We start from the raw sequence: 21989 nt of genomic DNA, 5'->3' as shown, positions 1-21989 counted from the left end.
GCGCATGGAAGCCCAGCGCGCACGCGGAGTCCCGCGGCGGAAGGCCCTGGTGGCCATCGCCGCGGGCTCCGCCGTCTGCGCCCTGGGCGGCGGCGCGGCCCTCACCGCCGCCACCTCCGAAGAGACCGGCGGGCGCCCGGCCGGTACGGACGGCCCCGATGTCGGGCAGCCCGACCCGAACGCGGTCGCCGCCGTCCTGGCCAACCGTGCCCGCGCCGTACGCGACCGCGACCGCACCGCGTTCATGGCCACGGTCGCGGCCGCGCCCGCGCCGTACCGGCAGGCCCAGGCCGCGATGTTCGACAACCTGCTCAAGCTGCCTCTGGAAGGGTGGCGGGAGCGGTTCGAGCGGGTGGTCTCCACCACCGGGGGCGCCGCGCTCGTCCAGACCACGGTGGGCTACCGGCTGCGCGGCCACGACGACGACCCGCTGCGGCGCACCCGGCACCTGGCGTTCGCGCCCCGCTCCGGCACCTGGACGATCACCGGCGACGGCACGTCCCGCGGCCGCACCGACGACCCCGAGATCTGGGACGGCGGGCCGCTCACCGTGGTGCGCGGCCGCACCGCGCTGGTGGCCGGCGACGCGCCCGGCCTGGCCGGGATCGCCCGCCGCCTGGACGCCGCCGTGCCCACCGTCGCGCGGCTGACCGGCGCGGCGGCCGTCCGCGGCTGGCGGGACCGGGTGGTCGCGCTGGTGCCGGGCGACGACCGGCGCGCCGGGGCGCTGGCGGGAGGCGACCGCGACCTGGCGGAGATCGCCGCGCTTGCCACCGTCGCGCCCACGTCCGGCGGACCGGGGGCGGACCGGATCGTCATCGCCCCCGGCGTCTTCGGCCGCCTCAACGACCTGGGGCGCGACGTCGTCCTGACGCACGAGCTGACGCATGTCGCCACCGGCGGCGCCCGCGACGGCCGCACCCCGCTCTGGCTCATCGAGGGCTTCGCCGACCACGTCGGCTACCACGGCCGGGACGTCGCCGTGCGGTCGGCCGCGCGCGAGCTGGCGCGCGAGGTCGCCGCCGGGCGGCTGCCCGCCGCCCTTCCGGGCCGGGCCGCCTTCGACGGCGCCTCGGGCCGGCTCTCGCAGTCCTACCAGGAGGCCTGGCTGGCCTGCCGGATGATCGCCGAGCGGTACGGTGAGGCGAGACTGGTCCGGCTCTACCGGACGGCGGGACGGCGTTCCGAGACCGCGGCGCTGCGCGAGGTGCTGGGCGTCAGCCCGGCCCGTTTCACCGCCGGCTGGCGTGACTACCTGCGGAGGGAACTGCGATGAGCGCCGAGCCCGGGCAGGCGGCCGACCGGCGTTCGCGGCGGGCGGCCGCGGTCGCGGCGGTGGTGCTGTTCGCCGCCGTCGGCGCGGTCCTGGCGTTCACCACGCCGTGGAACCCGATGCCCGGCCACGTGCCGGGCGGCGCCGCGCCGGTGGACCCGGCCCGCGACTTCAGCGCCGCCGAGATCGCCCGGTCGCGCGCGTTCGACGCCGCGCTCGCGCCGCGCGCCTACACCAGCCTGGTCACGGGACTGGCCCTGGTGCTCGTGCTGGGCCTGACCCCGCTCGGCTCCCGGTTCATCGCGTGGACGACCGCGCGGGTGCGCCGCTGGCCGCTGCGGGTGGCGGTGGCGGCCGTGGTGCTCACCACGCTGCTGCGCCTGGCCGCGCTGCCGTTCTCCGTCTGGGGCGAGGCCATCCTGCGCCGGTACGGACTGTCCACGCAGTCCTGGCCGTCCTGGCTCGTCGACCAGGCCAAGTCGCTCGGCGTCACCTGGGTCGTGTGGACGCTCGCGCTGGTCCTGCTCTACTGGGCGCTGCGCCGGTTCCCGCGCTACTGGTGGACGGGCGCGGCGGCCGGGGGCTTCGTCCTGGTGGTGGCGCTGTCGTTCCTCTACCCGGTCGTGTTCGAGCCGGTCTTCAACAAGTTCCACTCGCTGCCGCAGAGCCGGCTGCGCACCGACCTGCTCGCGATGGCCGAACGCGACGGCGTCCCGGTCAAGGACGTCCTGGTCGCCGACGCGTCCCGCCGCACGACCGCGCTGAACGCCTACGTGTCCGGCTTCGGCTCGACCCGCCGCATCGTCGTGTACGACACGCTGCTGAAGTCCACCCCGGCCCCGCGCGTCGAGGCGATCGTGGCGCACGAGCTCGGTCACGCCAAGCACGCCGACGTGCTCTACGGGACGCTGATCGGCGCGCTGGGCGTCTCCGCGGCCGTCTGCCTGCTCCACCTGCTGCTCGGCTCACCGCGCCTGCTGCGCCGCGCGGGCGTCGTCCCGGGGCCCGGCGGCGGCGCCGGCCCGCCGGGGGGCGCGACCGGCGACCCCCGGTCGGTGGCCCTGCTGATCGCGCTGGTGACGGTGGGGATGCAGCTCGGCGGGCCCGTCCAGAACCTCATCAGCCGACAGATCGAGGCGCGCGCCGACGCGCACTCCCTCGACCTCACGCGCGATCCCGCCACGTTCGCGTCGATGCAGCACGAGCTGTCCGTCCGCAACATCTCCGACCTGCGGCCCGACATGCTCGAACGCGTCCTCTACATGACGCACCCGTCGGCGCCCGAACGCATCGCCCTGGCCCGCGACTGGGCCCGCCTGCACGGCGTCCCGGAACCTCCCCCGCAGCGGCGCTAGGGGCGCTGCTCCTCGGCCACGGCCCCCGGCGAGGCGTGCTGGGCGGGAAGGCCGACGCCGCCCTGCGGGCCGATCCGCATCGACTGCTTGAGCGCGCTGCCCTGCACCCAGTTCTTCCAGTTCATCTGCCAGTAGCCCCAGCCGTTGTCCGGCTCCAGCTCGCGGCTGCTGCCCGTCACCTCGAACGGGTCGCCGCGCTGGGAGAACTCGTAGAACCAGCGCGCGTGCGACGGGCTGGTGTTGATGCAGCCGTGGCTGACGTTGGAGCTGCCCTGCGACCCCACCGACCACGGCGCGCTGTGCACGTACTCGCCGCTGTCGGAGATCCGGACCGCGTTGTCGACGGTCAGGCTGTAGTAGCCGGCCGAGCCGGGCCCGATGCCCTCCCAGGACGAGGTCATGGTGACCGGGTTGCCCTTGTCCATCGTCAGGTGCATGCCGTTGGTGGTGGTGTACTTGCGGACGCCGCCCCGCCCCATGCTGATGGGCATCTTCCGGACGACCCTGCCGTTCTCCCTCACCACCATCTGGTGCTTGTCCTCGCTGGCGGTGCTGATCCGCTCGTCCCCCACGCGGAACCTCACCGCGTGGTCCTTCCCCCCGTACACGCCCTTGGCCACCGCCACGCCGCTCAGGTGCGCGCGGAAGGCCACGTCGGTGTGGCGCGGCCAGAAGTTCCTGGTACGGAACACCACCGTCTGATTGTCGAACCAGTGCCAGGCCCCCTCGACCGGTCTGCTGGAGCGGACCTCCAGCGCCCGCTCCACCGCCGCCCGGTCGGACACCTCGCTCTCGAAGTTCATGACGATGGGCATCCCGACACCGACGACCTCCTTGTCGCTCGGCCCCTCGAAGGTCACGCCGACCGTCCGGTCCGCCTTGGCCGTGGTGAACCGGCTGGCGACCGTGCGGGTCCTCCCGTCGCGGCCGAGCGCGGTGGCCGCCACCCGGTACTCGGTGCCCGGACGCAGCGCCCACCGCGAGCGCCACTGCGTGCGGTCGGCGCTCAACGCGCCCTCGACCGGCTCGCCCTTGGTGAAGACGGTGACGTTCTCGATCGTCCCCTGCCGCGCCTGCACCGCGATCGGGCTGTCCGGCCGCGGCCGCTGCGCGCCCTGCGCGGGGCTGACCGCCACGGTGACCGCGTCCGCACCGGTCACCATCGTGTCGGCGCCGGAGGTGCAGCCCGCGGCTCCCGCGCCCACCACCGCCGCCGCCAGGCCCACCGCCGCCGCGCGGGCCTCGATCCCGAAGCGCCCATCGGCCTTTGGGCGCATATTCAACGCGATCATCATGAAAGGGCCGGTACCCGCGAGATTCGCGGGCACCGGCCCTCTGAGTGATCCTTTACCGTTTACGGGCGAGTTCGCTACGGGCGGGCGCCGGGGCTCAGTGCGAGAAGTGGCCCCGGTAGTACTCGAACACCAGCCCGATGGTGGTCATGATCGCGGCGGTCGCGCCGAGGATCACCAGCCACCAGCCGAACACCACGCCGAGCGCCACGGCCGCGGCCGACAGCGCCACGTACAGCGGCCACCAGCTGTGCGGGCTGAAGAAGCCCAGCTCGCCGGCCGCGTCCGCGATGTCGCCCTCGGGGTCGTCCTCGTACAGCGGCCCGCCGTTGCCCTTCTCCAGGCGCCGGACGGTGAAGTGGATGTAGAACCCGATCAGCCCGGCCAGGCCGACGGACAGGGCGAGCGCCGTGGTGCCCGTCCAGTCCTTGGACCACATCCAGTAGACGACGTCGGTGGCGAGGAAGAAGACCGCGCACCCGTAGAACATGAACGCCTGAACGCGCATCGCCTAGCCCTTCGTCCCGGTGAGCTCGCCCTTGGCGCCGACGTGCGGGTGGTGCAGGTCGAACGCCGGGCGCTCGGAGCGGATCCGCGGGATCGAGTTGAAGTTGTGCCGCGGCGGCGGGCAGGACGTCGCCCATTCCAGGGACGCGCCGTACCCCCACGGGTCGTCCACGGTGACCCGCTTGCCCTTCTTGGCGGTGATGTAGACGTTGTAGAAGAACGGCAGCATCGACAGGCCCAGCAGCAGGGAGAACACCGACGACACCTGGTTCATCCCGGTGAACTCGCTGGCGTAGTCGGCGTACCGCCGGGGCATGCCCGCGGCGCCCAGCCAGTGCTGGATGAGGAAGGTGCCGTGGAAGCCGATGAACAGCAGCCAGAAGTGCACCTTGCCCAGCCGGTCGTTCAGCATCTTCCCGGTCCACTTCGGCCACCAGAAGTAGAAGCCGGCGAACATCGCGAACACCACCGTGCCGAACACGACGTAGTGGAAGTGCGCCACGACGAAGTAGGAGTCCGACAGCTGGAAGTCCATCGGCGGCGAGGCGAGGATGACGCCGGTCAGCCCGCCGAACAGGAACGTCACCAGGAAGCCGATCGACCACAGCATCGGTGACTCGAACGTTAGTTGCCCTCTCCATATCGTTCCGACCCAGTTGAAGAATTTCACTCCTGTGGGCACCGCGATGAGGAACGTCATGAAGGAGAAGAACGGCAGCAGCACCTGGCCGGTGACGAACATGTGGTGCGCCCACACGGTGACCGACAGGCCCGCGATGGAGATGGTGGCGAACACCAGGCCGATGTAGCCGAACACCGGCTTGCGGCTGAACACCGGGAAGATCTCGGTCACGATGCCGAAGAAGGGCAACGCGATGATATAGACCTCCGGATGCCCGAAGAACCAGAACAGGTGCTGCCACAGCAGGGCCCCGCCGTGCGCGGCGTCGAACACGTGCGCGCCGAGCTTGCGGTCGGCCTCCAGCGCCAGCAGCGCCGCCGCGAGCACGGGGAAGGCCAGCAGCACCAGGATGGAGGTCAGCAGGATGTTCCAGGTGAAGATCGGCATCCGGAACATCGTCATGCCCGGCGCCCGCATGCACAGGATCGTGGTGATGAAGTTGACCGCGCCCATGATGGTGCCGAAGCCCGACATGGCCAGGCCCATCACCCACATGTCGCCGCCGACGCCCGGCGAGCGCACCGCGTCCGACAGCGGCGCGTAGGCGAACCAGCCGAAGCTGGCGGCGCCGCCCGGGGTCAGGAAGCCGGCGATCACGATCAGGCTGCCGAACAGGAACAGCCAGTACGCCAGCATGTTCATCCGCGGGAACGCCACGTCCGGCGCGCCGATCTGCAGCGGCATGATGACGTTGGCGAACCCGGCGAACAGCGGGGTCGCGAACATCAGCAGCATGATGGTGCCGTGCATGGTGAACAGCTGGTTGAACTGCTCGTTGCTCACCACGTCCAGGCCGGGCTCGAACAGCTCCAGCCGCATGACCAGCGCCAGCACGCCGCCGATCAGGAACATCACGAACGAGGTGATCAGGTACAGGTAGCCGATCACCTTGTGGTCGGTGGACGACATCCAGGAGGCGATGATGCGCCCCTTGCTCGTCCGCGTCCGGGGGACCGACACGTCGCCCGGCGCCTCGCTGACCGTGGTCACTGCTGGGCACCCCCTGCCGCCTTGCGCTTGGCGTCGGCGATGTACTGGTCGTATTCCTGCGGCGAGACGACCTTCAGCTGGAACAGCATCCGGCTGTGGTCGACGCCGCAGAGCTCGGCGCAACGGCCTTCGTAGGTCCCGGTCTTGCGCGCGGTGAACTCGAACTCGTTGGTGTAGCCCGGCATGACGTCCTTCTTGTAGAGGAGCGCCGGGACCCAGAACGAGTGGATGACGTCGTTGGCGTGCAGCCGCACGCGCACGGTCTCGCCCGCCGGGATCGTCATGACCGGCTTGGCGCCCGTGGTGGCGTTCGGGTCGACGGGCGTGCCGACGACCGAGGCGACCGTGCGCTCCTTGCCCGCCGCGTCCTTCTCGCGGTAGTCGAACTGCCAGCTCCACTGGAACCCGGTCACGTCGATCGTCACCGAGGGGTTGTCGGTGGTCTTCTCGACGTAGTTCTGGTCACGGGCCGTGAAGTAGAACAGGACACCGATGATGACGAACGGGACCGCCGTGTAGAGGATCTCGATCGGCATGTTGTAACGCACCTGCGGCGGCAGGTCGTCGGAGCGCTTGCGGTGGAAAAGCACCGCCCAGATGATCAAGCCCCAGACCACGGCGCCCACGGCGAACGCCGCGATCCAGGACCCCTGCCAGAGCTTGAGCATGCGCTCGGCCTGGTCACTGATCGGCTCGGGCATGCCCAGGCGGGCCACCTCGCCGCTGCACGCGGTGGCGGTCAGCGCCAGCAGGCCCAGCGCGCCGGCGCTCGTCAATGCGCGGCGACCGCGCACAGGCGCACGCCGCTCCCCAGAGCGGGTCGGACTCACGGAATGCCTTCCCCACGGATAGAAAGCCCGGTCTGCCGGGCGGTGAGATCAGTTGTTACACGTGTGTGGGGGACACATTAGCGTGAGGGTGCCGCAACCCCCGGATCGGGTGCCCGGTTAGGGTGCTGACGTGGCCGATTCCCAAGTCCCGGGCGCCTACTTCGACGCCGCGTCCAGTGAGCCGCCGCATCCGGCGGCGCGCGCGGCGCTCCTGGACGCGCTGGAGTCCGGCTGGGCCGACCCGGCGCGGCTGTACGGCGCGGCGCGCGGCGCCCGGGTGATGCTGGACGAGGCGCGCGCCCGCGCGGCCGGGGTCCTCGGCGTGCGCCCGGACGAGCTGTCGTTCACCACCTCCGGCACCCAGGCGGTGCACCTGGCCGTGCTGGGCGCGCTCAAGGCCCGCCGCCGCGCCGGCCGCCATCTGGTCGTGGGCGCCGTGGAGCACTCCAGCGTGCTGCACGCCGCCGAGACGCACGAGGCCGACGGCGGCGAGGTCACCGTCGTCGGCGTGGACCGGGACGGGCGGGTCGACCCGGCCGCCTTCGCCGCCGCGCTGCGTCCCGACACCGCGCTGGCCTGCCTCCAGTCGGCCAACCACGAGGTCGGCACGCTGCAGCCGGTCGCCGAGGCCGCCGAGGCGTGCCGGGCCGCCGGCGTCCCGCTGTTCGTGGACGCCGCCCAGTCCGCCGGGCGCCTCGCGGTCCCCGGGGGCTGGTCCTACCTGGCCGCCAGCGCCCACAAGTGGGGCGGCCCGCCCGGCGTGGGGCTGCTGGTGGTGCGCAAGGGCAACCGCTGGCGCTCCCCGCTCCCCCACGACGAGCGCGGCGACCGCCGCGTCCCGGGCTTCGAGAACGTCCCGTCCGCCGTCGCCGCGGCCGCCGCGCTGGAGGCCCGCGCCGCCGAGGCCGCCGGGGAGGCGCCGCGCCTGTTCGCGCTGGTCGACCGGATCCGGACCCGGGTGCCCGAGCTGGTCCCCGACGTGGAGGTCGTCGGCCACCCCGTCGAGCGGCTCCCGCACCTGGTCACCTTCTCCTGCCTGTACGTCCCGGGTGAGGCGCTGCTCACCGAACTGGACAGACTGGGTTTCGCGGTTTCCTCGGGAAGCTCGTGCACGGCGGATACGCTGCGACCCAGTCATGTCCTTGAGGCGATGGGGGTGATTACGCATGGCAACGTACGGGTATCGCTGCCGCGTGGCGCGAATCCGGACGATGTCGACCGCTTCCTCGCCGTACTCCCCCGCACGGTGGCCCGGCTGCGCCGGGCCGCGGGGGTGAGCGCACCGTGAGGGACGCGACGAGGAACGCGACGAGGGACGCGACGACCTGCACCACCCCCACGGGCAGGACCGCGACGACAGGGAGGCGGGCGCGCGCATGAGGTTCCGAGGCCGTGCGAAGGCCGGGTCCCACCGCCGCGGCGGCGGCGCCCCGCCGCAGACCGTCCAGGCCCCCGCCCCCGCCCCCGAACCGGCCGGGCCCGCGCCGGCGCTGGTCATCGACGCGCTGGGCCGCAAGTGCCCGATCCCGATCATCCTGCTCGCCGAGCGCATCCGGGAGATCCCGGTCGGGGAGGTCGTGGCCGTCCTGGCCGACGACGTCGCCGCGCGCACCGACGTGCCCGCCTGGTGCCGGATGAAGTCGCAGGACTTCGTCCGGGAGGAGACCCTCCACCACGCGCAGGCCCCGGCGGACGCGCCGCCCAAGGGCTGGGCCTTCCACATCCGCCGCATGTACTGAGCCGCACATGTACTGAGCCGAAACGGCCGCGGGGCCCGTCCCGGAGGACGGGCCCCGCGGCCGCGTGCGATCAGGGGTTGGGGCAGGTGAGGTGGGGGGCCACCTCGTCGGCGGCGTCCTTGCCGTAGGTCTGGGCGAACCGGTCGAGGAAGGCCCGGGTGCCCAGGTCGTACTCCTGCGGGCCCGCGGCCTCCAGGGCGTGGGCGGCGATGACGTTGCCGACCTGGGCGGAGCGCTCGAGGGGCAGGCCCCAGGCGACCGCCGTCAGGAAGCCCGCGCGGAAGGCGTCGCCGACGCCGGTCGGGTCGGCGACCGTGGTCACCGGGGTGGCCGGGACGTGCAGGCCCGCCTCGCCCTTGCGGTCGATGGCGACGCCCTTGGCGCCCAGGGTGGTGACGCGGACGGCGACCCGGTCGAGGATCTCCTCCTCCGACCAGCCGGTCTTCTCCTCGCAGAGGGCCTTCTCGTACTCGTTGGTGAACAGGTACGCGGCGCCGTCGATCAGCCGGCGGACCTCCGGGCCGTCCATGCGGGCCAGCTGCTGGGACGGGTCGGCGGCGAACGGGAGGCCGCGGGTGCGGCACTCGTCGGTGTGCCGGACCATCGCCTCGGGGTCGTTCGGGCTGATCACGACGAGGTCGAGGCCTCCGACGCGGTCGGCCACCGGGCCCAGCTCGATCTGCCGGGCGTCGCTCATCGCGCCGGCGTAGAAGGTGGCGATCTGGTTCTGGTCCAGGTCGGTGGTGCACAGGAACCGCGCGGTGTGGTGCAGTTCGGAGACGTGCACCGAGGCGGTGTCGACGCGGTGCCGCTCCAGCCAGGAGCGGTAGTCGGCGAAGTCGTCGCCGACCGAGCCGACCAGGATGGAGTCCTTGCCCAGGCTGCCCATGCCGAAGCAGATGTTGGCGGCGATCCCGCCCCGGCGGATCGTCAGCTCGTCCGCCAGGAAGGACAGCGAGACCCGATCGAGCTGATCGGGGATGAGCTGGTCGGCGAACCTGCCGGGGAAGGTCATCAGATGGTCGGTCGCGATGGAGCCTGTCACGGCGATGCGCACGGCGTCGCTCTCCTCGTCGGTGTCGTCCGGCTCTGTATCCGGCTGTCTGCAACCCGGAAAGCCTACTTGCCGCGCACCGCCGGCCACAGCTCGGCGCGTCCACAGGGCCGGGCGGGCGACACGAAAAGAGCGGTCCGGACAGCAGGGTCCGGACCGCGTCTCCACGCGTCCCCCGGGGCCGCCGGGGCGTGCGCCCCGGCCTGATTCGCCTCGGTCCGATCAGCCTCGGTCGAAGGGCCTCAGTTGAAGGAGTCGCCGCAGGCGCAGGAGCCCTGCGCGTTCGGGTTGTCGATCGTGAAACCCTGCTTCTCGATCGAGTCCACGAAGTCGATCACGGCGCCGGTCAGGTAGGGGGCGCTCATCCGGTCCACCCGGACGCTCAGGCCGCCGAAGTCCTGGATCACGTCGCCGTCGTTCTCACGCTCGTCGAAGTACAGCTCGTAGCGCAGACCCGAGCAGCCGCCGGGCTGCACCTGGACGCGCAGCGCGAGGTCGTCGCGGCCCTCCTGCTCCAGCAGGCCCTTGGCCTTCGACGCGGCGGCGTCGGTCAGGACGACGCCCTGCTGCGTGGTCTCCTGCGTGGTCGTCTCGGCTGCCATCTGTTCAGCTCCCGGGTCTCGCGGCGTAAATCTGGCATGTCATCGAGGACGCCGTGCGCCTCTTCCGTACACCAACGTACCTCGCCCCGTCGTCATTCCGGCCATCGCCCGGAGTTTCGCGCACCCGCCGGGATCCCCAAAAGGACCCCTTCCGGACATGTCTGGACGACCCCTGCCGGGAGGGGGCGCCCGATGGGTATGCCATGATTAGTCGTCAAAGCGACGATAAGTCCCGTCGCAGGAGGGAGACTCCCGTGACCACCCCTGTGCGTGACCTTCCACTGCTGTTCCTGGGCGAGGGGGCCGATCCGGCCAGCGAGCGAGGCGTGGACTGCCCCGGCGACCTGCCCCCGGCCTCGGATCCGGCCCTGGTGGAACGAGCCAGAGCGGCCAAGGCCGCGCTGGGCGACCAGGTGTTCGTGCTGGGCCACCACTACCAGCGCGACGAAGTGATCCGGTTCGCGGACGTGACCGGCGACTCCTTCAAGCTGGCCCAGCAGGCTGCGGCCCGCCCCGAGGCGCCCTACGTCGTGTTCTGCGGCGTGCACTTCATGGCCGAGTCGGCCGACATCCTCACCGCCGCCCACCAGCAGGTGGTGCTGCCCGACCTGGCCGCCGGCTGCTCGATGGCCGACATGGCCACCTTCGACCAGGTGGAGGAGTGCTGGGAGGCGCTCGAGGACGCCGGGATCGCCGGCGACGTCGTCCCGGTCACCTACATGAACTCCTCGGCCGACATCAAGGCGTTCGTCGGCCGCCACGGCGGCACGGTGTGCACCTCGTCCAACGCCAAGCGCGCGCTGGACTGGGCCTACAGCAAGGGAGAGAAGGTGCTGTTCCTGCCCGACCAGCACCTGGGCCGCAACACGGCCGTGCTGGAGATGGGCCTCTCCCTGGACGACTGCGTCGTCTACAACCCGCACCGCCCCAACGGAGGGCTCACCCAGAAGGAACTGCGCGACGCCAAGATGATCCTGTGGCGCGGGCACTGCTCGGTCCACGGCCGCTTCACCAAGGAGTCGGTGGACGAGGTCCGCGCCCGCGTGCCCGGGGTGAACGTCCTGGTGCACCCCGAGTGCAAGCACGAGGTCGTCCTCGGCGCCGACCTCATCGGGTCGACCGAGTACATCATCAAGACCATCGAGGCGGCCCCGTCCGGCTCGGCGTGGGCGATCGGCACCGAGCTGAACCTGGTGCGGCGGCTGGCGAACGAGCACCCGGACAAGAACGTGATGTTCCTGGACAAGGCCGTGTGCTTCTGCTCGACCATGAACCGCATCGACCTGCCCCACCTGGTCCGGTCCCTGGAGTCGCTGGCGGCGGGCGAGGTCGTCAACCGCATCGAGGTGGACGCGGAGACCGCGCGCCACGCCCGCGCCGCCCTCGACCAGATGCTGGCCCTCCCCTAGCCCGCCGCAGCCCGGCCCCGGCGGGCTAGAACCCCGAGTGCTCCACCCAGTGGACGAGCAGGACCTCGTCCCCGGAGAACTCCAGCCGGGGGTCTCCGAGCTTGCGGCGGCCCCACAGGAACAGGTAGAGGTCCGCGGCATCGCCGCTGACGGCGGCGCCGGTCTCCGTGCCGGCGCCGCCGCCGGTGCCCGCGGCGCCCGCGTCCTCGCTCGTCCAGTCGAAACCGTCCGGCCGGAGCCGGACGACCCACCGCGCCCCCGCGTCGGGCGCGACGAAGGCCAGCGCGGTGCCCTCCCCGCGCAGCTCGCCGACCTTGGGCGCGAAGGCGGCGGCGCTGGGCAGGTTCGTCAGCAGCTCCGCGACGCCGTCCTCGGCGACCGCGGCGTCGATCACCGGATCGCGGCCCAGGGCCAGCTCGGCGTCACAGCGGTGCACCAGCGTCTCGTGCACCATCCGCCGCGACCAGAACCGCACATGGTGGTCCGGGCCCCAGCCCCACACCGGTTCGGCCGGATCGTGCTCGCGCAGCGTCTTGACCAGCAGCTCCCCGCCCTCGACCAGCCACGACGGCAGCTCCTCGGGGGCCTCCGGCACGGCTACGCCGAGCCCGCGGGGGCTACGCCGCTCCTGCGCCCCGGTCCGCACCAGCGCCTCCGCCCACCGGTGGATCACGCCCACGTGCCGGGCCAGATCGCCCAGCGACCAGTCCGGAGTGGTGGGCACGGGCGTCTCCCAGCGGGCCCCCTCCAGCGCCGCCGCGAACGCGGCGATCTCCGCCTCGGCGGCGTCGACGTGACGGTCGTGGGTCCAGGACGCTGCGGGCATGACACTCCTCCGGGGTGATCGGCGCGTTCCCCGAGAGTGCCACACTCAGTCGGGAGGCGCCGGGGCGGCTCCCGCCCACTCGCGGTCATCGACGGTCTCGAACTCCAGCCGGTCGTCCCCGGCCGTCACCCGCACGTGCTGGCCGCCGCGCAGCGAACCGTCCAGCAGCAGGCGGGACAGCCTGTTGTCGACCTCCCGCTGGATGGTGCGGCTCAGCGGGCGCGCGCCGAACTCGGGCTGGAAGCCCCGCTCGGCCAGCCAGTCCACCGCCGCGGTCGCGAACTCCACCGTCACCCCCTGGGCCCGCAGCCGGCGGCGGGTCTCCTCCAGCAGCAGATCGGTGATCCGCCGGAGCTGGTCGGCGTCCAGCTGCCGGAACACGATGATCTCGTCGATCCGGTTGATGAACTCCGGCCGCAGCCGCTCCCGCAGCACCCGCAGCACCCGGTCCCGCACCGACGCCTCGGCCGCGCCCTCGCCCATCTCGCCGAAGCCGATCCGGCCGCCGCTCCCCACGATCAGCTCCGACCCCAGGTTGCTGGTCATGATGATGAGCGTGTTCTTGAAGTCGACGGTGCGGCCCTGCGCGTCGGTCAGCCGGCCGTCGTCCAGCAGCTGCAGCAGCACGTTGAACACGTCCTGGTGCGCCTTCTCGATCTCGTCCAGCAGCAGCACCGCGTACGGCGTGCGCCGCACCGCGTCGGTGAGCTGGCCGGCCTCCTCGTACCCGACGTACCCGGGCGGCGCCCCCACCAGGCGGCTCACGGTGTGCCGCTCCTGGAACTCGCTCATGTCGAAGCGGATCATCCGGTCGGCGGAGCCGAACAGCGCCTCCGCCAGCGCCCGCGCCAGCTCGGTCTTGCCGACCCCGGTCGGGCCCAGGAACAGGAAGCTGCCGATCGGGCGGTCGGGCGGCGCCATCCCCGAACGGGACCGGCGCACCGCCTCGGCCACCGCCGAGACCGCCTCGTCCTGCCCCACCACCCGCTGGTGCAGGTGCTCCTCCAGGCGCAGCAGCCGCTCCCGCTCCTCCTCGGTGAGCTGCGACACCGGGACCCCGGTCGTCCGCGACACCACCTCGGCGATGTCGACGTGCGTCACCTCCGGCACCGCCTTGTGATCGCCGGTGCGGGCCGCCCCGACCCGCCGCTCCAGGTCGGCGATGTCGTCGCGGAGGGACGAGGCGCGCTCGTAGTCCTCCGCCATCACCGCGTGCTCCTTCTCCCGCCGGCGCTCCTCCAGCCGCTGCTCCAGCCGCCGCACCTCCCCCGCCGGGGTGCGCACCCGCAGCCGGACCCGGGCGCCCGCCTGGTCGACCAGGTCGATCGCCTTGTCCGGCAGGAACCGGTCGGTGATGTACCGGTCGCTCAGCTCGGCCGCCGCCACCAGCGCCTCGTCGGTGAACCGCACCTGGTGGTGCGCCTCGTAGCGGTCGCGCAGGCCGCGCAGGATCTCGATGGTGTCGTCCACGGCCGGCTCCGGCACCAGGATCGGCTGGAACCGGCGCTCCAGCGCGGCGTCCTTCTCCACGTTCTTGCGGTACTCGTCGATCGTGGTGGCGCCGATGATGTGCAGCTCGCCGCGGGCCAGCGCGGGCTTGAGCATGTTGCCCGCGGTCATGCCGCCCTCGCCGCCGCCGGCGCTCACCATCGTGTGCAGCTCGTCGATGAAGATCACCAGCTGCTCGGAGTGGTCCCGGATCTCGTCGACGATCTTCTTCAGCCGCTCCTCGAAGTCGCCCCGGTACCGGGTCCCGGCGATCACCCCGACCAGGTCCAGCTGCACCACCCGCTTGCCCAGCAGCGTCTCCGGCACGTCGGCGTCCACCACCCGCTGCGCGATGCCCTCCACGATCGCGGTCTTCCCGACGCCCGGATCGCCGATCAGCACCGGGTTGTTCTTGGTGCGCCGGGACAGCACCTCGACCGTCTGCTCGATCTGCTCGTCCCGGCCCACCACCGGGTCCATCCGGCCCTCGGCGGCCAGCTCGGTCAGGTCGCGGCCGAACTCGTCCAGCGTCGGGGTGCCGGTCGGCGGCCGCCCGCCGCCGCCCCGCGTCCCGCCGCCGACCGCCTCGCGCAGCGCCTCCGGCGTGAGCCGCTCCCGCGCCATGATCTGCCCGGCCGGCGAGTCGGGGTTCAGCGGCAGCGCGAACAGCAGATGCTCCGGGCCGATGTACGTCGAGCCCAGCGCCCGCGAGATCTGGTGGGCGTCCAGCAGCGCCCGCTTGGCCGCCGGGGTCAGCTCCGGCGGGGCCTCCTTCGCCTCACCGCGCGACACCTCGGCCTCCACGTCCCGCAGGATCGTGGCGGCGTCCACGCCGGCCCGCTCCAGCAGCCGCCGCGTGCTGTCCTGCCGCGCCAGGGCCCAGAGGAAGTGGTCGGTGTCCAGATCGCGGCTGCCCCACTCGGCCGCCTTCACCGCGGCCTCCCGGACCGCCTCCCGGGCCTCCTCGTTCATCAGCCGTCCGATGTCGATCCGGTGCACCGGCCGCCGGGGCACTCCAGGACCGAAGAAGCGGGCCAGGTAATCCTCGAAAGGATCGGACCCGTAGTCTTCCGGACCGTACACGCCGTCGGTCATGACGCTCCCCCTTCTCGTCCGGACCTCAGGGCTCGTACTCCAGGCCGTCTGCCCGACGAGACCACCCCGAAACGGGTCACAACCCCGGGGCGCCCCACACCGGGAACCAGCGGCCCAGATCCTCCTCGAACGGCAGATCCGCCCCGACCGCGCCCCGCACCTGCAGCTCGAGCGCGTTGTCCCGCCGCTCCACGCCCCCGGGCAGCGGTGCGAACGGGTAGAACGTCCCGCGCTTGTAGAGGTAGACCAGCGCCAGCCCGCGCCCGTCCGGCCCCCGGAAACCGGCCAGCGAGCACAGCAGATGCGGCCCGAACCCGGCCGACTCCAGGGACGCGTTCACCGCGTGCAGATCCGTGACCAGCGCGGGGAGCTCGTCCGGGGAATGCCGGGCCAGCAGCCAGGTGTAGCCGTAGGAGTCGTTGCTCAGCTCGACCCGGGGCCCCTCGTCGGCGTCCAGGAGCTCCTGGACGTCGCGCTGCAGCCGGGCGAACGCGCCGCCCTCCGCCGCCCGGAAGCACACCGAGCCCAGGCCCGTCGGCGTGAACGCCGTCGCCGCCTCCAGCGTCACCGCCGCCGTCGGCAGCGCGAACAGCCGGTCGAGATCGGGCTTGACGGGCTTGGAACGCCCCAGCAGCGCGTCCAGGAACCCCATCACGCCCCCTTGCTCAGCTGGGCGGAGATCGACTGCAGCTGCGTCAGCCTGCGCTCCAGCGACGGGTGCGTGGAGAACAGCGCGGACACGCTGAACCCCTTGGTGAACGCGGGCGCGAAGAAGAACGCGTTGAACGGCTCGGCCGCCCGCAGATCCCGGCTGGGGATCCGCGCCATCTCCCCCGAGATCTTGGTCAGCGCCCCGGCCAGCGCCGACGGCCGCCCCGTCAGCAGCGCCGCCGCCCGGTCCGCCGACAGCTCCCGGTACCGCGACAGCGCCCGCGTCAGCAGGAAGCTCACCGCGTACGCCAGCGCGCTGACGGCGACCACCGCCAGCAGCACCAGCCCCGTGTTCTGGTCCCCGTTCCGCTGCCGGAAGCCGCCCCACAGCCCCCACTCCAGGCCGAACCGGGTGATCAGGCCGGCGCACACGCCCAGGAACGAGGCGATCGTCATCACCGCCACATCGCGATGCGCCACGTGCGCCATCTCGTGCGCCAGCACGCCCTCCAGCTCCACCGGGTCCAGCCGGCGCAGCAGGCCCGTGGTGACGCAGACCACCGCCCGCCGCTGGTTCCGCCCGGTGGCGAACGCGTTCGGCACGTCGGTGTCCGCGATCGCCACCCGCGGCTTCGGCGCGTCCGACATCGCGCAGATCCGGTCGACCACCCCGTGCAGCTCGGGCGCCTCCTCCGGCGAGACCACCCGGCCGCGCATCGCGAACAGCGCCATCCGGTCGGAGAAGAAGTACTGCGCCAGCAGGAACGCCACCGCGGCCACCAGCGCCACCAGACCCCAGCGGGGGGCGATCACGAAGAAGGCCGTCACGAAGACGACATAGACCAGCCCGAGCAGGAACATCGTCACGAGCATCCGCGACGTCAGCCCCCGATCGGGGGCGTACCGAGTCCGAGCCACCGAGTCCCCCTCTCATCGTGGGGGACGACCCCCCACGCCCCCGGAACGCCCGTTCCTCCGCTCCGCCGGCGCTCCGCTGGGGGCCGGTCAGGGGGAAGCTCCGCGTACGTTCATTGGGGGTTGGTTATGGGGGGTTCTCTTACTTTAATCCGGGATGAGGCCCTCGTCGCCCAGCATCTTGCGGACCTCGTCCATGGCGGCGTCGGCCGGGGGGAGGATCAGCTCGGACGGCTCCAGGCTGTCCTCGGGCAGGGTCCTGCCGACCTTGCGCACGTTGTCGAGCAGGCCGTGGAGCGCGGTGCGGAAGGTCGCCTCGTCGCCCGACTCGATCGCGGCCTCGAGCTCGTCGTCCAGGGTGTTCAGCGCGGACAGGTCGTCGGGCGCGATCTCCAGCTGCCCCTCCCCCATGATCCGGACGATCATTGTCCACCGCCGGGCTGCTGCGGCCACTGGGACTGCTGCTGCTGCGGGGCGTCGACGCCCTGCTCCCGCGCGGCCGGGGTGCCCTGGTTCAGCTCCTTGGGAGCGGGGCCCTGGCCCAGCTCGGCCTTCAACCGCTCCAGTTCGAGGTCGACGCCGGGGCCGGAGCCCATCCGGTCGAGCTCGGCCTGGATGTCGTCCTTGGGACCGGAGAAGTCCTCCAGCGCGCCCGAGGCCAGCAGGTCGTCGATGGCGCCGGCGCGCGCCTTCATGTTCTCGGTCTTCTCCTCGGCGCGCTGGATCGCCAGGCCCACATCGCCCATCTCCTCGGAGATGCCGGTGAACGCCTCGTTGATCTTCGTCTGCGCCTCGGCGGCCGTGTAGGTGGCCTTGATGGTCTCCTTGCGCGTGCGGAAGGAGTCGACCTTGGCCTGCAGCCGCTGCGAGGCCAGCGTCAGCTTCTCCTCCTCGCCCTGCAACTGCTGGTACTGGGCGCGCAGGTCGCCGAGCTGGGAGTCCAGTCCGGAGCGGCGGGTCAGCGCCTCCCGGGCGAGGTCCTCCCGGCCCACCTGCAACGCCTTCTTGCCCTGGTCGGTCAGCTTGTTCTGCTGCTGCTCCAGCTGGTTGATCTGCAGCTCGAGACGCTTGCGCGAGGTGGCGACGTCGGCGACACCCCGACGGACCTTCTGCAGCATCTCCAGCTGGCGCTGGTAGGAATAGTCCAGGGTCTCGCGGGGATCCTCCATACGGTCCAGGGCCTTGTTCGCCTTGGACTTGAAGATCATCGACATTCGCTTCATCACGCTCATCGCGCGGCGCCGGTCCCTTCGTGTGCTCTGCTCAGTCACAAACTGGGCTCAATGACCACTGCTGGGGTTCTTATCACCCTACGCGTTAACGCGCGAGGCAGCCACGATGTTCGCAGCCGGTAGTCTGATCCTCGTGTTCCGACGTCGTACCCAGGAAGCCCCCGAGAATCCTCCTCAGGTAGCAAAGCCGGGAGGAAAGGGGCGCCCCACGCCCAAACGCAGCGAGGCCGAAAAGCGCCGCCGGCAGCCGATCACCGCCCCGGCCAACCGCAAGGACGCCTACAAGAAGGTGCGCGAGCGGCAGGCCGCCGAGCGCACCAAGGCCCGCGAGGGCATGGCCAGGGGCGAGGAGAAGTACCTCCTCAAGCGCGACAAGGGCCCCGTGCGCAAGATGGCCCGCGACTACGTCGACGCGCGCCGCACCGTCGGCTCCTACCTGATGTACGCGATGTTCGGCATCGTGGCCCTCAGCCTGCTGCCCATCGCCGCGGCCAAGCTGGCGGTGCTGTTCGCGCCGCCGCTGCTGCTGGCCGTGGTGTTCATCGAGGGCCTGCTGATCAGCCGCGGCGTCAAGAGGCTGGCCGCCGAGCGCCACCCCGGCGAGGACCAGAAGGGCGCCGGGCTGTACGCGGCGATGCGCGCCATGCAGATCCGCCGGCTGCGGGTCCCCTCCCCCCAGGTCAAGATCGGCGAGAAGGAGGCCGTGGGCAAGGGCTGACCCGACCGGGTCCGGCAGGGCCAGGCTGGGCCGATCTTTTCGGGGCTAGGGTCGGTCCCATGGAGTTCAGGAATCTCGGCCGCAGCGGTCTCAAGGTCAGCGAAATCTCGTACGGAAACTGGCTCACCCACGGCTCCCAGGTCGAGGAGGACGCCGCGCGCGAGTGCGTGAAGGCGGCCCTCGACGAGGGGATCACCACGTTCGACACCGCCGACGTCTACGCCGGCACGCGCGCCGAGGACGTCCTCGGCCGGGCGCTGGAGGGGCAGCGCCGCGAGGGCCTGGAGATCTTCACCAAGGTCTACTGGCCGACCGGGCCCGGCGCCAACGACCGGGGCCTGTCGCGCAAGCACGTCTTCGAGTCGATCCACGGGTCGCTGCGCCGGCTGCGCACCGACTACGTGGACCTGTACCAGGCGCACCGGTTCGACTACGAGACGCCGCTGGAGGAGACCCTCAAGGCGTTCGACGACCTGGTGCGGCAGGGCAAGGTGCTGTACGTCGGCGTCTCGGAGTGGCGGGCCGAGGAGATCGAGCGCGCGCTGAAGATCGCCGACGAGATGGGGTTCGACCGGATCATCTCCAACCAGCCGCAGTACTCGATGCTGTGGCGGGTCATCGAGCCGGAGATCGTCCCGCTGAGCGAGCGGGAGGGCGTCGGGCAGATCGTCTGGTCGCCGATCGCGCAGGGCGTCCTGACCGGCAAGTACCTGCCGGGGCAGCCGCTGCCGGAGGGGTCGCGCGCCACCGACGACAAGGGCGGCGCCGACACGATCAAGCGCTACCTGGGCGACGACCTGCTGGCCCGCGTGCAGGAGCTCAAGCCGGTCGCCGCCGACCTCGGGCTGAGCATGGCCCAGCTGGCGGTGGCCTGGGTGCTGCAGAACCCGAACGTGTCGTCGGCGATCGTGGGCGCCTCGCGTCCCGACCAGGTGCGCGACAACGTCAAGGCGGCGGGGGTCGAGCTCGACGAGGGCGTGCTGAAGCGCATCGACGACATCCTCGGCCCGGTGGTCATCCGCGACCCGGGCAAGACCGCCAGCCCGTCCCGGCGCCCCTGAACGGGCCCGGTTCCTCCTGAACGTCCGTGCCACGGACCCGCCCGCCCGGCTCCCCGCCGGGCGGGCGGTCCCGTTCACTCGGGTTCGTGCAGGCTCATCGGGCCGTAGACGGGCGACTCGCCGTCCAGGAGGGTGACCTGGTCGGCCCCCTCCTCGCGGAGCCCGCGCCAGTTCTCCCCCAGCCAGGACTCGGCGTCGGCCTGCGTGGTGAAGGTCTCCTCCGCCACGCCGGCCGGCCGCCCGTCGGCCTTCTCCAAACGCCAGCTCCACGCCATACCGTCATGTCCTCCCTGTTCCCCGCCGACACGATCGCGGCGAGACTAGCGCCTCGGTCCGGGCATTCTCAGCCGCCGTTCTCGATCGCACGGCGGATCTCCTCCGCGCTGCCCAGCGCGCTGGTGGGGAGCGCGCGGCCGTCCACCCGGACGGTGGGGGTCCCGCCGACCCCCTCGGAGGTGTATCGGCCGCTGGTGGCCAGCACGGACGAGGCGTACCGCTGCTCGTTCACGCACTCGCGGAAGGCGGCGTCGCCGACGCCCAGCGGCGCCGCGTACGACACCAGGTCGGCGAGCTCGTAGCCCCTGGTGTACTGGCTGCCGGGCTGGTGGGCGTACAGCGCGTCCTGGTAGGCGAGCCAGCGGGCGCCGTCGCCCAGGCAGCGCATCGCGGACGCGGCGCGCAGCGAGTTGCCGTGCATCGGCTCCATGCCCTTGCTGAAGATGACCATGGGCCGGTAGATCACCTTGGCCTTGCCGTCCACCGCCAGCCGCTTGAGCATCGGGTCGACCATGCGGTCGAAGGTGCCGCAGTGCGGGCAGGCGAAGTCGGCGTAGATCTCCACGACGGGGCTTGTGACGCCGGGCCGGACCATGGTGAGGCTGCCGTCCTCGCCGGGCCTGGCCTCGGCGCCACCGGCGATCTGCCCGACCAGCAGCCGCTGCCGCGGCGGATCGTCCCCGCCCTCGGCCTCGCCGTCGCGGGTGAGCAGGACGGCCCCGACGACCGCGACCACGGCGACGGCCAGGCCCGCGGCCAGCAGCGCGATGACCAGCCCGGCGCCGCCCTTGCGCGGCGGCGGGCCCGGCGGAGGCCCGGGGGGGCATGCCCCAGGCACCGCCCGGCGGACCGGGCGGGCCGGGTGGACCGGGTTGGCCTGGCGGGCCAGGCTGGCCGGGCATCTGCGGCCACGGCGCGTTCGGGGGGTTGCCCACCGTGCCTCCCTGCTGTGTGGACCTGCTGTGTGGACGTCGGCTGCACCATTGTTCCTGGCGATGCCTATTGTTTCGAACGCCATGGATATCGGATCACGGGACGCGCGCGTCGAGGTGCGGGGGTTCGCGGGCGCGCAGGGGTGGCCCGCCGAGGGATGCCGGTGCGCCTCGTGCGGCCGGTTGCGCGCCGCAGGGGTCATGCACGAGCCGCTGCGCGCCCTCATCGGAGGGATGCCGCTGGAGGAGTGCGCGCGGGACGAACTCCCCGGCGGTTTCGAGGTGCGCGGGCCGGGCGGTGAGCGGGTGCTCGTGGCCGCGGGACCGGGCGCGTGCCCCGAGCCGCCCGCCGGGGCGCGGTACGACGCCGTCCTGCTCGACCTCATCGGCTCTCCCGGGCATCTGGGCTGGTTGCGCCGGACGGGGGCCGTCACGGCCCATACCGAGGTGAGGGCGGTCCACGTGGACCACCGGGTGCGTTCAGAGGAGGAGTTGGAACGGCGCCTGGGCCACTGGCTCCGCCCCCTGGACGGCCCGCACCGCACACTGCTGCTGGGCGGCTCGCGTTCCGGCAAGTCGGCCGAGGCCGAACTGCGCCTGCTCGCGCACCCGAACGTCACGTACCTGGCGACGAGCGCCCCGCGCGACGGCGACGCCGAATGGTCCGCGCGCGTGGAGGCGCACCGGCGGCGCCGCCCGTCCTGGTGGCGGACGGTCGAGACGGTCGCGCTGGCCGAAGCCCTGGAGGCGGCGGCCGACCCAGCCGAGGCGATCCTCGTGGACGGTCTCGGCACCTGGCTCACCGCGGTCGTCGACGAGGCCGGCGCGTGGGACGACCCCGCCGCCGTCGCCCCGCGCCTGGACGGCCTCGTCGCCGCGTGGCGCGGCACGGCGGCGCGGGTGGTGGCGGTGAGCGACGAGGTCGGCCTGTCGCTGGTCCCCGCGACGGCGTCCGGCCGGGCGTTCCGCGACCTGCTCGGGCGGCTCAACCAGCGGCTGGCGGCCGAGTCGGAGGAGGCCGCCCTGGTGGTGGCCGGGCGCGTCGTGGAGCTGCCGTGAACG

At 72.3% G+C, this 21989-nt stretch carries 22 protein-coding genes; 8 read left to right on the top strand and 14 right to left on the bottom strand.

Annotated elements, in window-relative coordinates:
• Positions 1-4: 4 nt before the first annotated feature.
• Positions 5-1276, top strand: coding sequence for an MDR/zinc-dependent alcohol dehydrogenase-like family protein (locus ACZ466_RS36055; protein WP_464041819.1), 1272 nt, complete (start codon positions 5-7; stop codon positions 1274-1276).
• Positions 1273-2628 carry a M48 family metallopeptidase gene (locus ACZ466_RS36050; RefSeq protein ID WP_378293342.1) on the top strand — a complete coding sequence of 452 codons (1356 nt, stop codon included), beginning with the start codon at positions 1273-1275 and terminating at the stop codon, positions 2626-2628. Before ACZ466_RS36055 ends, ACZ466_RS36050 begins: the two co-directional genes overlap by 4 nt.
• On the opposite strand, the gene ACZ466_RS36045 is transcribed toward ACZ466_RS36050, so the two are convergent.
• The 4 genes from ACZ466_RS36045 to ctaC form a co-directional block, all read right to left on the bottom strand.
• Positions 2625-3905: a L,D-transpeptidase gene (locus tag ACZ466_RS36045; protein ID WP_378293352.1), complete on the bottom strand. Its 1281-nt coding sequence runs from the start codon at positions 3903-3905 to the stop codon at positions 2625-2627. The genes ACZ466_RS36050 and ACZ466_RS36045 overlap by 4 nt on opposite strands.
• Before the next feature lie 112 nt (positions 3906-4017).
• Positions 4018-4428, bottom strand: coding sequence for a cytochrome c oxidase subunit 4 (locus ACZ466_RS36040; protein ID WP_378293344.1), 411 nt, complete (start codon positions 4426-4428; stop codon positions 4018-4020).
• A 3-nt stretch (positions 4429-4431) separates the two neighbouring features.
• Positions 4432-6099: an aa3-type cytochrome oxidase subunit I gene (gene ctaD, locus ACZ466_RS36035; protein ID WP_464041817.1), complete on the bottom strand. Its 1668-nt coding sequence runs from the start codon at positions 6097-6099 to the stop codon at positions 4432-4434.
• Positions 6096-6875: an aa3-type cytochrome oxidase subunit II gene (gene ctaC, locus ACZ466_RS36030; RefSeq protein WP_378293346.1), complete on the bottom strand. Its 780-nt coding sequence runs from the start codon at positions 6873-6875 to the stop codon at positions 6096-6098. The genes ctaD and ctaC overlap by 4 nt, the downstream gene beginning before the upstream one ends.
• A 184-nt stretch (positions 6876-7059) precedes the next feature.
• Here ctaC and ACZ466_RS36025 point away from each other — a divergent pair, with 184 nt between their 5' ends.
• Together ACZ466_RS36025 and ACZ466_RS36020 are read left to right on the top strand one after the other, a co-directional pair.
• On the top strand, positions 7060-8217 hold the full coding sequence (locus ACZ466_RS36025) for a cysteine desulfurase family protein (protein ID WP_378293348.1): 1158 nt from the start codon (positions 7060-7062) through the stop codon (positions 8215-8217).
• 88 nt (positions 8218-8305) lie between these two features.
• Positions 8306-8668, top strand: coding sequence for a sulfurtransferase TusA family protein (locus ACZ466_RS36020; protein WP_464041816.1), 363 nt, complete (start codon positions 8306-8308; stop codon positions 8666-8668).
• Between the two features lie 70 nt (positions 8669-8738).
• On the opposite strand, the gene ACZ466_RS36015 is transcribed toward ACZ466_RS36020, so the two are convergent.
• Together ACZ466_RS36015 and ACZ466_RS36010 are read right to left on the bottom strand one after the other, a co-directional pair.
• Complete coding sequence (locus tag ACZ466_RS36015; protein WP_378291631.1) at positions 8739-9725, bottom strand: carbohydrate kinase family protein; 987 nt, start codon at positions 9723-9725, stop codon at positions 8739-8741.
• Between the two features lie 239 nt (positions 9726-9964).
• Positions 9965-10324: a HesB/IscA family protein gene (locus ACZ466_RS36010; RefSeq protein WP_378291629.1), complete on the bottom strand. Its 360-nt coding sequence runs from the start codon at positions 10322-10324 to the stop codon at positions 9965-9967.
• 254 nt (positions 10325-10578) lie between these two features.
• On the opposite strand from ACZ466_RS36010, the gene nadA reads away from it, so the two are divergent.
• Positions 10579-11733 carry a quinolinate synthase NadA gene (gene nadA, locus ACZ466_RS36005; RefSeq protein ID WP_378291627.1) on the top strand — a complete coding sequence of 385 codons (1155 nt, stop codon included), beginning with the start codon at positions 10579-10581 and terminating at the stop codon, positions 11731-11733.
• 25 nt (positions 11734-11758) lie between these two features.
• On the opposite strand, the gene ACZ466_RS36000 is transcribed toward nadA, so the two are convergent.
• The 6 genes from ACZ466_RS36000 to ACZ466_RS35975 form a co-directional block, all read right to left on the bottom strand.
• Positions 11759-12559 (bottom strand): maleylpyruvate isomerase family mycothiol-dependent enzyme, encoded by an 801-nt coding sequence (locus tag ACZ466_RS36000; RefSeq protein WP_378291624.1) that lies wholly within the window; start codon positions 12557-12559, stop codon positions 11759-11761.
• A 45-nt stretch (positions 12560-12604) separates the two neighbouring features.
• Positions 12605-15142 (bottom strand): ATP-dependent Clp protease ATP-binding subunit, encoded by a 2538-nt coding sequence (locus ACZ466_RS35995; RefSeq protein WP_378291622.1) that lies wholly within the window; start codon positions 15140-15142, stop codon positions 12605-12607.
• A gap of 76 nt (positions 15143-15218) precedes the next feature.
• Positions 15219-15794 (bottom strand): PspA-associated protein PspAB, encoded by a 576-nt coding sequence (gene pspAB, locus ACZ466_RS35990; protein ID WP_378291620.1) that lies wholly within the window; start codon positions 15792-15794, stop codon positions 15219-15221.
• Entirely contained in the window at positions 15794-16711 is a 918-nt protein-coding gene (gene htpX, locus ACZ466_RS35985; protein ID WP_378291618.1) for a zinc metalloprotease HtpX, read from the bottom strand. The genes pspAB and htpX overlap by 1 nt, the downstream gene beginning before the upstream one ends.
• 144 nt (positions 16712-16855) lie before the next feature.
• Positions 16856-17134, bottom strand: coding sequence for a PspA-associated protein PspAA (gene pspAA / locus ACZ466_RS35980; protein WP_378291616.1), 279 nt, complete (start codon positions 17132-17134; stop codon positions 16856-16858).
• The gene (locus tag ACZ466_RS35975) at positions 17131-17940 is read right to left on the bottom strand and encodes a PspA/IM30 family protein (RefSeq protein ID WP_378291614.1); all 810 of its coding nucleotides are present in this window, start codon (positions 17938-17940) and stop codon (positions 17131-17133) included. The genes pspAA and ACZ466_RS35975 overlap by 4 nt, the downstream gene beginning before the upstream one ends.
• 133 nt (positions 17941-18073) lie before the next feature.
• On the opposite strand from ACZ466_RS35975, the gene ACZ466_RS35970 reads away from it, so the two are divergent.
• Positions 18074-18658 carry a DUF3043 domain-containing protein gene (locus ACZ466_RS35970; protein ID WP_378291612.1) on the top strand — a complete coding sequence of 195 codons (585 nt, stop codon included), beginning with the start codon at positions 18074-18076 and terminating at the stop codon, positions 18656-18658.
• Between the two features lie 59 nt (positions 18659-18717).
• Positions 18718-19719, top strand: coding sequence for an aldo/keto reductase family protein (locus tag ACZ466_RS35965; RefSeq protein WP_378291610.1), 1002 nt, complete (start codon positions 18718-18720; stop codon positions 19717-19719).
• Positions 19720-19793: 74 nt separating this feature from the next.
• Here ACZ466_RS35965 and ACZ466_RS35960 read toward each other — a convergent pair whose 3' ends face one another.
• Both ACZ466_RS35960 and ACZ466_RS35955 read right to left on the bottom strand, forming a co-directional pair.
• Complete coding sequence (locus tag ACZ466_RS35960) at positions 19794-19994, bottom strand: hypothetical protein (protein ID WP_378291608.1); 201 nt, start codon at positions 19992-19994, stop codon at positions 19794-19796.
• A 68-nt stretch (positions 19995-20062) separates the two neighbouring features.
• Positions 20063-20833: a DsbA family protein gene (locus tag ACZ466_RS35955; RefSeq protein ID WP_464041815.1), complete on the bottom strand. Its 771-nt coding sequence runs from the start codon at positions 20831-20833 to the stop codon at positions 20063-20065.
• Positions 20834-21011: 178 nt separating this feature from the next.
• On the opposite strand from ACZ466_RS35955, the gene ACZ466_RS35950 reads away from it, so the two are divergent.
• Positions 21012-21986, top strand: coding sequence for a bifunctional adenosylcobinamide kinase/adenosylcobinamide-phosphate guanylyltransferase (locus ACZ466_RS35950; protein ID WP_378291604.1), 975 nt, complete (start codon positions 21012-21014; stop codon positions 21984-21986).
• Positions 21987-21989 lie beyond the last annotated feature (3 nt).

The organism is Actinomadura rugatobispora, assembly GCF_055379765.1.
This window is presented reverse-complemented; position numbering and strand designations above follow the sequence as displayed.

What these genes read in the sequence shown, in the direction of transcription:
- ACZ466_RS36000 (WP_378291624.1), bottom strand. Translation starts at nt 12,559, where the DNA reads ATGCCCGCAGCGTCCTGGACCCACGACCGTCACGTCGACGCCGCCGAG.
- ACZ466_RS35995 (WP_378291622.1), bottom strand. Translation starts at nt 15,142, where the DNA reads ATGACCGACGGCGTGTACGGTCCGGAAGACTACGGGTCCGATCCTTTC.
- pspAA (WP_378291616.1), bottom strand. Translation starts at nt 17,134, where the DNA reads ATGATCGTCCGGATCATGGGGGAGGGGCAGCTGGAGATCGCGCCCGAC.
- ACZ466_RS35975 (WP_378291614.1), bottom strand. Translation starts at nt 17,940, where the DNA reads ATGAGCGTGATGAAGCGAATGTCGATGATCTTCAAGTCCAAGGCGAAC.
- ACZ466_RS35965 (WP_378291610.1), top strand. Translation starts at nt 18,718, where the DNA reads ATGGAGTTCAGGAATCTCGGCCGCAGCGGTCTCAAGGTCAGCGAAATC.
- pspAB (WP_378291620.1), bottom strand. Translation starts at nt 15,794, where the DNA reads ATGGGGTTCCTGGACGCGCTGCTGGGGCGTTCCAAGCCCGTCAAGCCC.
- ACZ466_RS36050 (WP_378293342.1), top strand. Translation starts at nt 1,273, where the DNA reads ATGAGCGCCGAGCCCGGGCAGGCGGCCGACCGGCGTTCGCGGCGGGCG.
- ACZ466_RS36020 (WP_464041816.1), top strand. Translation starts at nt 8,306, where the DNA reads ATGAGGTTCCGAGGCCGTGCGAAGGCCGGGTCCCACCGCCGCGGCGGC.
- ACZ466_RS36010 (WP_378291629.1), bottom strand. Translation starts at nt 10,324, where the DNA reads ATGGCAGCCGAGACGACCACGCAGGAGACCACGCAGCAGGGCGTCGTC.
- ACZ466_RS36045 (WP_378293352.1), bottom strand. Translation starts at nt 3,905, where the DNA reads ATGCGCCCAAAGGCCGATGGGCGCTTCGGGATCGAGGCCCGCGCGGCG.
- ACZ466_RS35960 (WP_378291608.1), bottom strand. Translation starts at nt 19,994, where the DNA reads ATGGCGTGGAGCTGGCGTTTGGAGAAGGCCGACGGGCGGCCGGCCGGC.
- ACZ466_RS36040 (WP_378293344.1), bottom strand. Translation starts at nt 4,428, where the DNA reads ATGCGCGTTCAGGCGTTCATGTTCTACGGGTGCGCGGTCTTCTTCCTC.
- ACZ466_RS35950 (WP_378291604.1), top strand. Translation starts at nt 21,012, where the DNA reads ATGGATATCGGATCACGGGACGCGCGCGTCGAGGTGCGGGGGTTCGCG.
- ACZ466_RS36055 (WP_464041819.1), top strand. Translation starts at nt 5, where the DNA reads ATGGAAGCCCAGCGCGCACGCGGAGTCCCGCGGCGGAAGGCCCTGGTG.